The organism is Actinomycetospora sp. C-140, from assembly GCF_054796175.1.
In genome coordinates this window covers 87,761-102,302 of record NZ_JBTWNF010000025.1, presented here as the reverse complement: position 1 = coordinate 102,302, position 14,542 = coordinate 87,761, and the positions used below count along the sequence as shown (strand labels likewise).

The following is a 14,542-nucleotide window of genomic DNA, read 5'->3' as shown; positions in this document are numbered from 1 at the left end:
GCGGGACGGGGTGCGCGGTCGTGGGCGATGGCCGGCACGGTGACGCGCAGGCGGTGCGGGGCGACCTGCCAGTAGCGCCGCTCGGGGTCGGCCCGGCGCCAGCGCTCGGCGAGCTCGGCGACCCGGTCCTCGTCGACCGTGCCCGGACGGGCGCGCCAGCGGCGGGAACGCCCGCGCACCAGGACGTCGAGCGCACCCCAGGCCTCCTCGGCCGAACCGTGCACGCTGACCGTCGCCGGCGCCTCGCCGTCGCCGAACAGCACCGTGTAGGCACTGACCGCGTCGTAGGTCACCTGAACTCCTCCCGGAGCCGGGCGACGACCCGCGGACGCGGGGGAGAGGGTCGTCCGGCTCGGTTCCAGTGAAGACGCCCGGGGTCGCCCCGGCGAGGAGCGCACGCCGTGATCGCGCCGAACTGAACCGATTCCGCGGCGGGTGGTGCGCCCGCCCGTGTGTCGCCCGTCCGGACGTGCCGCCGAGCGCAGGAGGAGCACGTGCGGCCCGCCCGTCGCGTCAGCGTGCGGTGGCGCGCAGGAGCCGGGTCACGATGTACCGCTCGCGCAGCAACCGGCCCATCAGCCGCTCCTGTTCCTGGGCCGCGCGCCACGCCGGGTGCTCGCCGTGGTGCCGGCGCAGGTGCTCGTCGACGCGGTCGGCGCGCTCCGACCACGCCGACGGCGCCCCGGGCAGGCGCGCGGCGTCGATCTCGTCGTCCACGTGGAAGCAGGCGTCGCCGAGCAGGTCGTCCAGCTCCTCGCGGGTGGGGAAGTCGTTGCCCTCGGGCTGCTCGGGGAGCGGCGCCTCGCCGCGTTCCAGCACCAGCAGTCCCAGGCGGCCCTGCGGCCGGAGCACCCGGCGCAGCTCGGCGACCATCGCGTCCCGGGAGGGCGTGACGCACAGGACGCCCAATGACCACGCGACGTCCACGCTGTCCGAGCCGACCGGCAGCTCCTCGGACACCGCCGCGACCGTCGGGAACCCGAACAGGCGCCGTGCCGACCGGGCGGCGTGGACCATCGGCTCGGTGAGCAGGGGGCGTCCCCGCCAGCGTTCGGCGACGTGGTCGGCGAGCCACGCCGCCGGTCCGCCGAGCCCGGCGCCTGCGTCGAGGAAGGCCTCGTCGCCGCTCAGGTCGAGGCCCCGCGCGAGCCACGCCAGGTCGGCGGGGGAGCCGCTGCCGCGGCACGCGGCCGGGATCGCGTGGTCCCGTCCCAGCGCCTCGACGGCCTCCTCGGTCCACGCCGCGACCGTGTCGAACTCGGCCTCCATGGCGCTCTCGGGGGCGCTCACCGTCGCCGCCCCGGGGTGAGGCCCGCGTCCCCGCGTGTGCGCTCGGCGATGCGCGCGGCGACCTCGGCCTTGACCTCCGCGCCCGCGCGCCAGCCGTCGGCTGACGCGAGCCCGGACAGATTCACCCCGGCCACGCCCGGCACCGCGAGCAGCGCCTCGGCCTCGGCGACGGCGGCCTCGATCCCCGCCTCGCGCGGGTCGGGCGCGGCGAGGACGGCGGCGACGGCGTCGGGGTCGAGGGCGAGCCCCGGGAAGGCGGCGAGCACGGCCGCCGAGCGCTCGTCGGTGTAGACGGCGACGCCCGCGATCACGGGGAGGTCGGCGCCGGCCGCACGGGCGCGGTCGAGGAAGGACGACAGGGCCGCCGGCGAGCCGACGTGGTTCGCGACGGCCAGGGACGCGCCGGCGCGCTGCTTCTCGGCCAGCGCCGCCGGACGCAGGTCGGCGGGCGGGGCGGCGGGGGCGACGGCGACGGCGGTGGTCAGGCCCGACGTCGCGGCGAGGTGGGCGAGCCGGGTGCTGTCGAGGTCGAAGACCTGGGTGACCTCCGGGCGCACGTCCTGCCCGCGGCCGTCGCCGGTCACGCACAGCACGCCGTCGATCCCGAGCGCGGCGAGCCCGGCGAGCTCCTGCTCGAGCACGACACGGTTGCGGTCGCGGCACGTCAGCGTGATCCAGGGCCCGGTGCCCGCGGCGAGGATCTCCGCGGCGACCATGGTCGGCGGGAAGTCCGGCCGGTGGTGGTGCTCGCCCACCAGCACGGCGTCGGAGACGGGGGCGAGCAGCCCGAGGATCTCCCGTGTCGCGGCGAGGTCGTACGGCGGGACGGACAGGTCGGTGAGGATCGCCGGCGCGTCGGCCGGCCCGGTCACCGTCGGCGACGGCCACGGACGCACGGCGAGCGGGTCGCCGTCGTCGCACCACGGGCAGGTCCGGGCGGCGTCGAGCTCGCAGGAACCGTCGCTGCGCACCCCGCCGCACGGCCCGAACACCATGCGCTTGGGGCACCCCGCCGCCGGGGCGGGCATCTGGTCGAGCACGCGGCGACGTTCCCGCGGGCGACCCGGCGGTAAACCGCCTCAGGAGGCGGTGGGCGGCGGGTCACCCCCGGTATCGCCGGGAACGCCGGGAACGCCGAACGTCGGACGGGACGGTTCCGTACCGCCCTCCGACGTCCCGGGCGCGGTCCCGTTCGTGCGCCGCCGCCGGGGCAGGTCGGAGAGCATGCTCAGCGCCGGCTCCCCGCCCGCGAGACGCCGACGGCCCGGGCGGGGCGACGGGCTGGGCGACGGGCTGGGCGACGGACGGTCGGCGGGGTCGCCGCTCTCGCCGTGCTCGGCCGACCCGGCGGCACCGGGACCGTGGCCGACCTCTGCCGCGGGGCCCGTGCCGTTGGTGCCGTGGCGGTCGCCGTCGGGGTCCTGTGGCGTGGGCACGGGACCCGAGGGCGCGGGGCCGGGCGGGACCGATGCCCCGAACGGGTCCCAGCCGGACCGGCCGCCGGGGAGCCCCGGGCCGCCCTGCTCGTCCGGGTCGGGCACACCGCGCCGGCCCGGCACCGGCCGGGGCCCGGACGGCGCGTCCCCGTCCGCCGCCGTGGTCGCGTGAGGGGCCGCGTCGGGCTCGGGTGCCGCGTGGGGCACGGCGTCGGGGGCGTCGTCCCCCGACGGCGCCGGCCACGCGGCGACGTCGTCCTCCGGCGGCTCCGTGGTGGCGGCGTCGGAGACCCGCAGGCGTGGCATGCGGTCGGTGACCGGTTCCTCGCGGTGGTGGGCGCCGGTCCCCGCCCCGTCGTCGGCGAGCTCGCGCACGGTGATCGGGTCGCCGGCGAGGGTGGCGGCCGGCTGCTCCGGGGTCCCGAGGGCGAGGTGCAGGTCGTCGAGCGGCAGCGGCCGCGTGAGGGTGACGGTCCACGCCACCGGCCCGGCCAGCGGCAGGTTCGGGTAGCCGTCCGAGGAGAGCTCGAGCTGCTCCACGACCGCGTCGACCAGCCCCGCGAGGTGCCGCGACGACGCTCCCGGCACGACGAGCGCGAACTCCCGCTCGGACAGCCGGATGGCCGCGTCGACCGGTCCCAGGGGCTCGCTGACGGCGGCCGCGACACGGCGGGCCGCGTGGTACGCCGCGCGGCGTCCGAGCCGTTGCTCGGCACCGCCGAGGGCCGCGACGTCGATCAGGGCCACGCCGACCGGCAGGGCGGTGGGACCGCCGGTGTTCGTCCACCGTGTGAGGAACTCGGGCGTGGTCAGGCCGGACTGCGGGTCGACGTGCGCGGCGGAGCGGGCGGCGACGGCGGCGTGCGCATCCACGAGCTGGGCGCGCAGCACCCGGGTGCCCTCCCGCGCGTCCTGCATCCGGCGCACCATCCGGTGCAGCGCGTGGGTCGCCCAGCGCTCGCCGTCGGTGCCTCCCGACGCCGCGGCCGCGCCCCCGGCCGGCATCACCCGCGCCAGCAGGCCGTCGATCGTGTAGCCGACCGCGGTCTCGAGCCGGGTCCCGAGCGCCGAGCGCATCCGCGCGAGCTCGTTGGCCGCCTGGACCCGCGACCAGCCCCAGCGCCCGATGAACTCGCGGCCCGCCTCGAGGCTGTGCTCGGTGGGGTCGATCCGGTGGGCGTCGGTCGCGACGAGGAACGCCCCGGCCTGCGGGCCGACGGCCACGACGGTCCATTCGTCGGCCAGCGGCTCGGTCGGGTCGAGGACGACGAGCTGGCACCCCGGCGGCACGTCGTGGGCCTCGCCGTCGGCGAACGCGAGCACGACGACGGCGCCGGAGGCCGCGATGCGCTCGTAGACCGCGTACTCGCGAGCGAAGTAGGCCTGGTGCTGGAACAGCGCGACGACGACGGTCGGGGCGTTGACCGGCCCGGCGAGGACCGCGGCCTCGATCGCGTGCGACACGGCCACCAGGGAGCGCTTCGACGCCGGCGTCGGCCGGTCGGGCGACCACGGGTCGGTCTCCGGTCGCTCGGCACGCCTCGCGCTCGTGTCGTCGTCGACCATGCAGCCCTCCGTCCGCCCACCCGCGTGCCCAGCGTCGTCGCCGAGCCACCGTCCGGGTGATGTCGCCGTACCCCCAACGGTGGGGAACATGACCGTCTGCACGCCACCGTGTGCGTCGAATGGGCCACGCAGGGCGGCGAACGGTGGACCGCCCGGGCCCTCAGAGGATGCCGAGGAAGAAGAGGAACCCGACCACGATCGCGACGGCGAGCACCGCCACGACGATCACGGCGATCACACGGACCCGCTGGCCGTCGTCTCCGGCGACCGTGACGTCGGGCTCGTTGCCCTTCACCGTGCCCGCCGCCCCGACGGTCGACGTGAGGGCGTCGGCCGGCGCCGCCCCGGCGCCGGCCGTGTCGCCCGGCCGCGCGGGTGGTGCGGGCGGGGCCGGGAGACGGGGATCGGGCGGCGGGCGGCCCGGACCTCCGGGGCTGCCGGGGCTGTAGGGGCTGCCGGGAGCGGCGGGGCCGTAGGGCGGGCGACCGCCGCCACCCGCTGGGCCGCCCGGGCCGGGAGGTCGCCCAGGACCACCGGGACCAGGAGGACCACCGGGCCCGGGATACGGGGCGCGGGGTCGTGCACCACCCGGGCCACCGGGACCGGGGCCGGCACCACCGGGGCCGGCACCACCGGGGCCGCCGCCGCCAGGGCCGGGACCACCAGGACCACCGCGACCGGCACCCCCGGGACCGGCACCCCCGGGACCGACGCCGCCCGGTGCGCCGCGCGCGCCCGGGGGCTGACCGGGCGGGCCGGGCGCGGCGTGGCCGGGCGGGCCCCCCGGTGGACCCGGAGCCCCCGGGACACGGTGGCTGTCGGGGGTGCCCGCGCTTGCGGCGGCGTGGCCCGGGGCGGGACCGGCCGCCGGTCGAGGAGAGCCCGGCGACGGGGCGTGCTGCGCGCCCCCGCCCGGCGCGCGACCCGCAGCGCCCGGGTGGCCCGGGTCCGGCCGGCCGACGCCGGACCCGTCGGGCCCGACCGGCTGAACGGACGCGGCGCGGCTCGCCAGGTCGCGGGGCAGGGCCCGGGTCGCGGCGACGGGGTCGGGGGAGTGCACGACCTCGGGCGCCGGGGCGTCGGTGACGGGCAGGGCGGGCGACGCCTGGGGGCTGCGTCCGGAGGAGTGGGCCGGGGTGGGCGTCGGGTCGTCGGCGGTCGCGCGGCTCGCGGTGTCGACGGCGTCGGTGCCCCGGGCGGCGACGACCGCCGCGCCGAGCGCCACGGCGTGCTTCGGGTGGCTGTCGACGACCGTGCGGCAGCCCAGGGACTCGCCGACCATCCGCGCCACCAGCGGGATGCGCGAGGAGCCGCCGACGAGGAGCACGGCGCTCAGCGCGCCCGCGGTCACGCCCGCGGACTCGAGCGCCCGGCGCAGGGCCGCGACCGTGGACTCGAGCGGCGTGCGGACCATCGCCTCGAACTCGTCGCGGGTGACCGTCACGTCGTCCTGCCGGGCGGGCAGCAGGACCGACACGTTCGCCTCGTCGTCGACCGAGAGGGTCTCCTTGGCCACGACGCAGTCCTGGCGCACGCGGGCGGCGGCGGCGCGGGCACGGCTGTCGTGGGGGTCGAGCTCGCTGACCGCGCCGCCGCAGGCCTGGTCGACGCGGTCGAGGACGGCCTCGTCGAAGTCGACGCCACCGAGGTGCTCCATGCCCTCGGGCACCCCGAGGATCTCGACCCCGGCGGCCCGCCCGCGCAGCACGGCGGCGTCGAAGGTGCCGCCGCCGAGGTCGTAGACGCCGAGCAGCTCGCCCTCCGCGAGACCGCGCGTGACGGCGAAGTGCACCCCGGCGGCCTCGGGCTCGGTGAGCATCGGCGGGTCCTGCAACCCGGCGAGCGACGCGACGTCCTCGAAGAGCCCGCGCCGGTAGGGCCCCCAGTTGGCCGGGTGGGTCAGCACCACGCGGTCCGGCGGGCCGCCCTCCTCGGCCTCGATCCGCGACAGGACGTCGCGCAGCATCGCCCCGAGCAGCTCGTCGGCCGGCGTGGACGCGCCGCCGAGCACCACCGGGGTCGGGTCGCCGAGGCGGCGCTTGACGCCCCAGGCGACGTCGCCGGGGCGCGCGGCCGCCTGGCGGGCGGCGGCGTCCCCGACCGCGAGCGTGCCGTCCTGGCGGCGCATGACCACCGACGGCTCGGTGACCGTGCGATCGCCGAGCGGGACCATCTCGACGCGGTGGCCGTCCCGGGAGATCGCGGCGGCGACGAAGGTCGTGCCGAGATCGATCCCGAGGCTGTACGTCACGACCCCTCCTCCGGCAATCTGACGGATAGTAACTTCCGGGTTCCTCGCCAGCGAGGAGTCCACGCCCGGTTGCCACTCAGGGAGTCCCAGTGAACACGCGCAGTGTGCGGCGACGACGGGAGAGGTCGGGCTCTCCCGACCACCCCCGAGGGTGCACACCCTGGTCGGCACGCCGGTCGCGACAGGAGGCTGCGCTGATGACCCTCGGTGACGACCCGGGTGAGGACCACCGCCGCCGCTGCGCGGAACGGTGGCACGCCCGCCGGGGGTGGGAGCGGCGGCTGCACGACGGCCCGGCGCTGCGCCTCTCGGCCCTGTCGCTGCGCCTGGGGGTCCTGCGTGCCGAGGCACCGTCGCGCGAGTGGGTGCGCGGCCTCGACGCCTTCCAGGACGAGCTCGGGGCCGCCCTGCAGGAGCTGCGCGAGGTGGAGGGCGCGCTCTACCCGCCGCTGCTGGACGAGGCAGGCCTCGGGCCCGCGCTCCGCGAGCTCGCGACGGCCACCGGAGCGACCGCCCGGATCGACGCCGTCGACGCCCGGGCGGGCACCGCGGCGGAGGGAGCGGCCTACTTCGCGGCCGCGACGTGCCTCGCCGCCGCGGGCGAGGGCGACGGCGAGGTGGTCGTCCGGGTCCGCGTCGAGGGCGGCGACCTGGTGCTCACGCTCGACGGCGTCGACCCCGGGCAGCGCGGCGCGGTCCTCGACGAGGCCGCCCCGCTCGGCGGCTCGGTCGACGCCACGCCGGACGGCGCCGGGCGCGCCACGATCACCGCGAGGTTCCCGTGCGCGTAGCCGTCGCCGAGGACGGCGCCCTCTTCCGCCAGGGCCTCGTCATGCTGCTCGAGGCGGCCGGCCACGAGGTCGTCGCCTGCGAGCCCGGGGGTGACCAGCTCGTCGCCGCCCTCACCCGCACCCCGGCCGACGTCGCGCTGCTCGACATCCGCATGCCGCCCGAGCCCGACGGCGGGCTCGTGACCGCCGAGCGGCTGCGCGCGCAGTACCCCGAGATGGGCCTGCTGTTCCTCTCGCACTACGCCGAGTCGCACTACCTCATGCGGATCCTCGAGATCGGCACGGACGGCATCGGGTACCGGCTCAAGGAGAAGGTCGGCAGCGTCGAGGTCCTCTCGGACACGCTGACCCGCATCGGGGCCGGCGAGATCGTCATCGAACCGGAGCTGGCGAAACGCCTCGTCGAGCGCCCGCGCAGCGACAAGCGGGACCTCGTCGGGACCCTGTCCGAGCGCGAGCGCGACGTCCTCAAGCTCATGGCCGAGGGCCGCTCGAACGGCGGCATCGCCTCCACGCTGTTCGTCAGCGGCAAGGCCGTCGAGAAGCACGTGGCGAACATCTTCGACAAGCTCGGCCTGCACGCCGACACGTCCGCGAACCACCGCCGGGTGCTCGCCGTGCTGACCTACCTGCGCTCCCAGCGCGGCGACGACTGACGGGCCGGACCGGTGTCGGATCGCGGCGTCGCCGGGACGGCCGGGCAGGCGCTCGCGGGCGCCCGCCGGCCCCTGCCGGTGCGCGCGGCGCTGCTCGGCGCCGGCGTCGCGGTGGTGCTCGTGGCCGTGACGCTCGAGTGGGCGCTGCTGACCGGACCGGCGCTCGCGGCCGTCGTGGGCCCGTTCGTGGCCGCCGCCGTCGCGGTCGCGGGGGCGCGGGCGGCGGGACCGTGGGTCGACCGGGCCGCCGGGCGGCTCACCCGGCGCCCGGCGCCGACCCCGTACGCGGTGCTCGCCGACACCGCGGCCCGCGTCCGCGAGGGGTCACTGGCCGACGCCCTGCCGGGCCTGGCGCGGGTGCTCGGCGAGGGCACCACGGCCGAGCGGGCCGTGGTGTGGCTGGTGGTGGACGACGTCCTCGTCGCCGAGGCGGTGTACCCGCCGGAGGAGGACGCCGGTGAGCGTGTGCGGTCCCTCGGCGTGCTCCTGACGCGGCCGGGCATCGACCACGCCGTGCCCGTGCTCGACGGCGAGCGCCTGCGCGCGGTGCTGACGATCGCGAAGTCCGGGCGGCCGGTGACCCCCGGCGACCGTCGCCTCGTGCGCGACGTCGCGGGCGGCGCGCAGCTGGTGCTCCAGGGCGTCGCGCGGGGTGCCGAGCTCGCGGCGCGGGTGCGTCGCGTCGACGAGCTGGCGGCGGAGACCGCGGCGTCGCGACGGCGGCTGGAGGTCGCGCGGGAGGTGGAGCGCCGGCGTCTGGTCACCGAGCTCGAGGGCGCGACCACCGACCGGCTGGCGGGGTTCCGGCAATCGATCGCCGACGCGGCCGAGGCCCTGGAGGACGCGTCGGACGACCCCGAGGACGCCGCGGAGATGGCCCGCCACCACGTCGATCAGGCCCGGGAGCGCCTCACCGGGCTCATCGACCGCTTCCGGGTCATCGCGCGCGGGGTGCACCCCGCGGTGCTGCGCGAGCAGGGCCCGCGCGCGGCGCTGGAGGAGGTCGTCGCGGATCTGCCCCGCACGGTCCGGCTCACCGGGCGGCTCGGCGACCGGCTCCCCTGGGAGATCGAGTCGGGGCTCTACTACGCCGCGGCGTCCGCCCTGGCGCTGCTCGCGGCGCACGGCGGCCGGTCCCCGCTGGAGGTCGCCCTCGAACGCCGCGGCGACACCGTCGGCGTCCGGGTCGAGGACCCCGAGCCGGACGGCGACCCGCAGGAACTGCGCGCGGCGCTCGCGGACGACGCCGACCGGCTCGCCGCGCTCGGCGGATCGGTCGACCTCGTCGCCCGTCCCGGCGGCGCGGTGGAGCTGCAGGCCTGGCTGCCCGACCGGTTGCGGCCGGTGGCGCTCGATGCGGGGGACACCACGGGGAGCACGCCGACCGGGGAGCCGAGCTCGCCCCGGGCGTTCGGGGGTCCGCCGTGACCGGGACGCTGGCGCCGCCGGCGACGTCCGCCGCGGAGGCCGACGCCGTGCCGCCCACCGCCGCACCGCCCCGTGGCGGGTGGGTCGCGGCGTGGTGGGTCGCGCTCGTCGCCGTCACCGTCCTCGCGGTGGTGTGGCTGGCGCTGGGCGCGGTGGTGGCGCTCGCGGCGCACGTGCCCGCCCTGGGCGCGGCGGTCGGGGCGGCCGCGGCGGGCGGCAACCCCTGGGCCCGGGGCGTCGTGGAGGGCTTCGCGATGGGGGAGCCCGGGGCGCAGGCGGTCCTCGACTACCTCGCGAGCCTCGCGAACCTCGTCGTCGCCGTCGTGCTCTGGCGCAGCGGCGGGCGCACCTGGACCGTGCGGCTGCTGATCCTCGCGATGATCGGCTCCGCGGGCGCGTTCAACCTCCAGGCCCACGCGGCCACGACCGTCGTGCGCGTCGCCACGGGCCTGGGGATCGGCGAGGCGCACCAGGTGCTGCTGCACGGCGTGGCCAGCGCGGCCTACGTCGGGGCCCTGCTGCTGTTCCCGGCCGGGGTGGCGGCGGCGCGCGGCGGGCAGCGGCTGCTCGTGGCCCTCGCCGGGCTGGCGCTGTTCGTCGCGGGCATGGGCACCGCGCTGCTGCCGCACACGGTGAGCTGCGTGGTGTTCTTCGGCTTCGGGGTCCCGCTCGTCGGTGCCGTCGGCGTCGCGCGCCACCTGCGGGCCGGCGCGACCCGCGAGCGCCGCGACCAGGCCCGTCTGCTCGCCACCGTGCTCACCGGCGTGCTGGCCACGGCGACGGTGCTCGCGCTGCTGACGCTCGTCATGGCGGCGCTGGGCCGCCCGGGCCTCACGCTCGACGACCCCACCGCGCGCCACGGGTCGGGCGGGGAGCCGACGGCGCTGCTGTTCTGGTTCGCGCGCATCTCGGCGGCCGCCATCGCCCTGGCGGTGCTGGCGGCCTACCGTCCGCGGCTGCGCGCCTCGGCCGACCGGCTGCACCGGGCCCTGACGGTCGTGGTGGAGGTCGTCGCGGTCGGCGGGGCCGTTGCCCTGGTGGCCGCGCTCGCCGGCGGCGGTGCGGTCGGCTGGGTGCTCGGCGGGGTCGTGGGCGCGGCGGTGTTCCTCGCGGTCTCCGCCCGGGCCGACCGTCTCGTCGAGCGCCTCCTGTACGGCCGGCGCCCGACGCCGTACCGCGTGCTGCTCGAGGTCGCCGAGCTCTCCCGCACCGCGTCCGCCGGCACCGACCTGGAGCGCCTGCCGGAGGCGATCGGGCGCCACCTGGGCGCCCGCACCGTGGCGCTGACGGTGCACCGGCCCGGGTTGCGGTCGCGGGAGCACCGGTGGCGACGGAGTGACGCCCCGGACGCCGGTGACGCCGAGCTGGTCGCTTTCCCGGTGCGCCAGCACGGCGAGGAGGTCGGGGTGCTCGCCGTCGACGCCGAGGCCGTGGCCGGCGGCAGCGACCGGCCCCGCCTGCTCGCCGACGTCGCCGACAGCCTCGGCGCCGTGCTCCAGGCCCACCGCCAGGAGATCGAGCTGGAGCGCCAGCTGCGCGCCGCCGTCGCGCACGGGGAGCGGATCGCGGAGTCCCGCCGGGCCGCGGTGGCGGAGATGGACGGCGAGCGCCGCGCCATCGAGCGCAACCTGCACGACGGCGCCCAGCACCACCTCGTCTCCCTGCGCCTCTTGCTCGGGCTCGCCGAGCACCAGATCGGTGCGGGGACGCTCGACGCCGCCGCCGAGCGGCTCGCGGCGATCCTCGAGCAGGTCGACACCGCCGAGGCGGTGCTCGCCGAGACCGCCGCCGGCGTCTCGTCCGCGGGGCTCGCCGAGCACGGCCTCGTCGAGACCCTGCGCCGCGAGCTGACCGGCGGCGAGACGGGGGTGACCCTGGACGTCGCCGGTGTGGCGGGCGGGCGCCGCTACGACGCCGACGTGGAGTCGGCGGTGTACTTCTGCTGCCTCGAGGCGGTGAACAACGCCCGCAAGCACGCGGCGGGCGCACCGATCACGGTCACGCTCGCGGAGTCCGGCGGGACGCTGCGCTTCTCGGTCCGCGACGAGGGCCCGGGCTTCACCCCGCGTCCCGCCGCGGCGGGCGGGGAGCGGGGCGTGCGCAACGTGGCGACCCGCGTCGCCGCGGTCGGCGGCGGCGTGCGCCTCGACTCGGCGCCGGGGCGGGGGACGACCGTCGCGGGGTCGATCCCGCTGCCCGACACGGGAGACGCCGCCGACGACCCGCCGACCGGTCCGGTGCCGGCGCCCGGTGCGTCGCCGGGTGGGGGAGCGAGGGGCGCCCTCGCTGCGCCGGAGGCAGCGAAGGACGCCCTCGTACCGCCCGAGGACGCACCGGGCGACGGAGCGGAGGACGCCCTCGCTGCGCCGGAGGCAGCGAAGGACGCCCTCGCGGCACCCGAGGTGCCGGGGCCCGAGGCCTCGGGGTTCGTCGCCGCCGTCCAGGAGCTCCTCGCGGGCCTCGTCCCGCCGCCCCCGGTCGCCGGACGGGTCGGCGAGATCGCCGCCGCGCTCGACGACCCGGCGACCGGCCCCGGTGCGCGGCGCGCCGGGCGGGCCCTCGACGCCCTCGACGCGCTGGCCCGCGACGGCGCCGGGGGGCGGGACTGGTCGCACCACCTGCGCTACGTCGTCGAGCGCACCCGGCTGGCCGGGGCGCGGGAGGTCGCCGAGGCCGACCTCGCCGACGCGCTCCGCCGCCGCGACGTCGTGCTCCCGGCCGGCGAGCAGGAGGCCGGGGAGCGGCTCGTCCGCGCCGCGGACCCGGTCGCGACCCGGCTCGGGCTCGCGGTCGACGCCGCCCCCGACGACGTCCGCCGCGCCGCGCACGAGCAGCTGGCGACCTGGCGTTCCCGCGCCGCGCACCCCACCGCCTCCCGCGCGGTCCGCGACGCGTCGCTCGTCCTCGCCGGCGCCTGCGAGGCGATCCTCGCGGAGACGGGGCCGGCCCCCCGTGCGTGATCCGGGCCCGCGGCTCCCGCCGGAAGCCGTCTGGTCGATCGCGCTGGCGGCCGCCCCGTTCGTCGTCGCCGTGTTCCGGCTCTACGTCGTCGAGTCGCGGGGCGACATCAACACCTTCCAGGCCATCGTCGCGAGCGCGGACCTCGGGGCGGTCTGGATCACGGTGGCCGTGAGCACCCTGACCGCGACGGCGCCGATCATCTTCCTGTTCTGGTGGTACCGGTCGCTCGTCTCCCCCCGCGTGCGAGCGGCGCGCGAGGCTCCCGAGCCCTCGCCGCGCGGCCGCCGCTCGGTGGCGACGGCGGCACTGCTGGGCGTCGTCGTCGCCGCCGCGATCAGCTGGCTCCTGGTCTACGACGACGTGCCGAGCGCGATCTCCGTCGCGATCCTGTTCGGCGTCATCGTCTACGCGTCCGGGCTCGTCGCGGACCGCTCCGCGGCGGCGTCGGCGCGGTGGCCGCGCTTCGTCTACGGCTGGGGCTGGCTGGCCGCCTTCCTCGTCATCGGGTTCCTGTCGGCCCAGCCCGGGTTCCCGTACGAGGCCGTCAAGATCCGCGCCGTCGGAGGGATGCTGTACGGATACGTCGTGTCCGTGGACGACACGTCGGTGACGCTGCTCTACGACGACCTCGACCGCAGCGGCGGGCTCCGGCGCATCCCGACCGGCGACGTCGAGGCCCGGTACGTGTGCTCCGCCGACGCGCCCCGGGGCAGCCCGTTCTTCAGCCCCACGACCGGGCTCGAGCGGCTGATCTCGGCGGCGCGGCAGGTCCCGCCCTACGTCCCGGAGCAGTGTCTGCGGCCCTAACCCGGCACAGCGTGATCCCGAGCCGCACGAAATGTCGGCCCCATCTCCGAGGAGCGGTCCGACCGCAGTCCATTCCCTCGTTGCACTGGCACCCAAGGGAACAAGTGCCGCTCGACCGGTTCGTCCTCCATCCAGCTGACCCAGACCACCGGAGTGCGGGAGCGCTCCCAGACTCGACTCCGACCCACAGCTCTGTGAGTGGTGGGCGAGGCGCCGACGAGGTCTGGCCGGCGTGCGTGTCCTGCGACCCCGAGCCGTCGGTCGCCAGGCGGTTCTGCCGCGACACGGCTGAGCGGCAGCGGACCTCGGGCCTTGAGAAGCTTTCGACAACCGGACACGATCACCGTCGCCCCGATCGGGCAGATCGCGGCGGCGAGACCGATGAGTGCCGCCGACCAGAAGAGGTTGTCCGAGCCCACTGCCGCTTCGTTCAGCTCGGTGTACAGCGCTCGATACTGCTGACCGATCCCGCCCACCCGATGCGTGTCCAGGGGCCATGACAATCGTGCGTCGTCCGGCAACTCGACGTTCGTGTAGTTCACGTCGACCGCTTCATCGGTGTGCCGCAAGGTCGTGGTGGTCGAGCTGTCGAGCGCAGGAACGCAGACCGCACTCTTACCGTCCCTGGGTGTGTAGTTGTAGGAGAGCGCGGCGTCCTCGCACAGTTTGGGCACCTCGATCTCGGGTGTCGTCGTTGCCCGTCGTTCGTTCTGAGCGGTCTCGAGGCGACCACCGATCGGTCCCGATAGCACGAAATGGACCGGGAGTGAGCGATAGATCGGGTCTCGGGTCACGGCGACGTACTGGCTGAGGTTCCGGTAGTCGGGGGGCGAATCGTACTGTTCCTCCGGTGCTGGGATGAACGACACCATGTAGGACTGGCTCGGAGTGACCGCTGGGAGCTCGACGTACTTGGCGTCGGCGGTGAGCTCGAACTCTGCGACGATGTCGCCGTCGGGCTGCAGCGTGCCGCTGGGTGCGACCTGCGCTGCGGTCAGAGCGTTCGTTGCATCGGCGTCGGTGGACTCGAGGTTCAGCGAGAAGCCACCGTCGGCTCCCCGGGAGAACTCGATGTCTGTCCGTCTCGAATGACTGTTGTCCGGATAGTAGCTCGCGACCTTGCCCCGCGTTGCTGGAAAGTCTGGGTGGCCGGGAGCGCCACTGTCGTGGAGGTTCTCGGCACTCAGCATCATCATGAGGGAGATGACCACCAGAGCGAGACCGCTCGCGATGATCACACAAGCTCTGGTGCGAGCCGCGACAAAATCATCCTTCCCGTCTCCGAGCGGCTCCACGATCGGGCGTGGAACCTTTCTCGGGCTCGAGAATGCTGGCGCCCGTGACCCGAGTGACGAA

General features: G+C 76.9%; 11 protein-coding genes. 5 read left to right on the top strand and 6 right to left on the bottom strand.

Features of this window, described 5'->3' with window-relative positions:
• From ACR9E3_RS30100 to ACR9E3_RS30080, 5 genes are all read right to left on the bottom strand, one after another.
• Positions 1-293 (bottom strand): hypothetical protein (locus ACR9E3_RS30100; protein ID WP_460384596.1); only part of this gene is annotated, 293 nt, incomplete at its 3' end.
• A gap of 220 nt (positions 294-513) precedes the next feature.
• Positions 514-1,290 carry a class I SAM-dependent methyltransferase gene (locus ACR9E3_RS30095; RefSeq protein WP_460384594.1) on the bottom strand — a complete coding sequence of 259 codons (777 nt, stop codon included), beginning with the start codon at positions 1,288-1,290 and terminating at the stop codon, positions 514-516.
• On the bottom strand, positions 1,287-2,330 hold the full coding sequence (locus tag ACR9E3_RS30090) for a methylenetetrahydrofolate reductase C-terminal domain-containing protein (protein WP_460384592.1): 1,044 nt from the start codon (positions 2,328-2,330) through the stop codon (positions 1,287-1,289). The genes ACR9E3_RS30095 and ACR9E3_RS30090 overlap by 4 nt, the downstream gene beginning before the upstream one ends.
• Positions 2,331-2,369: 39 nt before the next feature.
• Positions 2,370-4,292 carry a DICT sensory domain-containing protein gene (locus tag ACR9E3_RS30085; protein WP_460384590.1) on the bottom strand — a complete coding sequence of 641 codons (1,923 nt, stop codon included), beginning with the start codon at positions 4,290-4,292 and terminating at the stop codon, positions 2,370-2,372.
• Between the two features lie 160 nt (positions 4,293-4,452).
• Positions 4,453-6,543 (bottom strand): Hsp70 family protein, encoded by a 2,091-nt coding sequence (locus ACR9E3_RS30080; RefSeq protein ID WP_460384588.1) that lies wholly within the window; start codon positions 6,541-6,543, stop codon positions 4,453-4,455.
• Positions 6,544-6,740: 197 nt separating this feature from the next.
• On the opposite strand from ACR9E3_RS30080, the gene ACR9E3_RS30075 reads away from it, so the two are divergent.
• From ACR9E3_RS30075 to ACR9E3_RS30055, 5 genes are read left to right on the top strand one after another with little or no spacing between them, the layout of a single operon-like run.
• Positions 6,741-7,334, top strand: coding sequence for a histidine kinase (locus ACR9E3_RS30075; RefSeq protein ID WP_460384586.1), 594 nt, complete (start codon positions 6,741-6,743; stop codon positions 7,332-7,334).
• Positions 7,325-7,990, top strand: coding sequence for a response regulator transcription factor (locus ACR9E3_RS30070; protein WP_460384585.1), 666 nt, complete (start codon positions 7,325-7,327; stop codon positions 7,988-7,990). Before ACR9E3_RS30075 ends, ACR9E3_RS30070 begins: the two co-directional genes overlap by 10 nt.
• A 12-nt stretch (positions 7,991-8,002) precedes the next feature.
• Positions 8,003-9,418 carry a sensor histidine kinase gene (locus ACR9E3_RS30065; RefSeq protein WP_460384583.1) on the top strand — a complete coding sequence of 472 codons (1,416 nt, stop codon included), beginning with the start codon at positions 8,003-8,005 and terminating at the stop codon, positions 9,416-9,418.
• The gene (locus tag ACR9E3_RS30060) at positions 9,415-12,378 is read left to right on the top strand and encodes a sensor histidine kinase (RefSeq protein WP_460384582.1); all 2,964 of its coding nucleotides are present in this window, start codon (positions 9,415-9,417) and stop codon (positions 12,376-12,378) included. Before ACR9E3_RS30065 ends, ACR9E3_RS30060 begins: the two co-directional genes overlap by 4 nt.
• Positions 12,371-13,186 carry a hypothetical protein gene (locus ACR9E3_RS30055; RefSeq protein ID WP_460384581.1) on the top strand — a complete coding sequence of 272 codons (816 nt, stop codon included), beginning with the start codon at positions 12,371-12,373 and terminating at the stop codon, positions 13,184-13,186. The genes ACR9E3_RS30060 and ACR9E3_RS30055 overlap by 8 nt, the downstream gene beginning before the upstream one ends.
• Here the strand turns inward: ACR9E3_RS30055 and ACR9E3_RS30050 are convergent.
• Positions 13,183-14,424, bottom strand: coding sequence for a hypothetical protein (locus ACR9E3_RS30050; RefSeq protein ID WP_460384579.1), 1,242 nt, complete (start codon positions 14,422-14,424; stop codon positions 13,183-13,185). The genes ACR9E3_RS30055 and ACR9E3_RS30050 overlap by 4 nt on opposite strands.
• Positions 14,425-14,542: the final 118 nt, after the last annotated feature.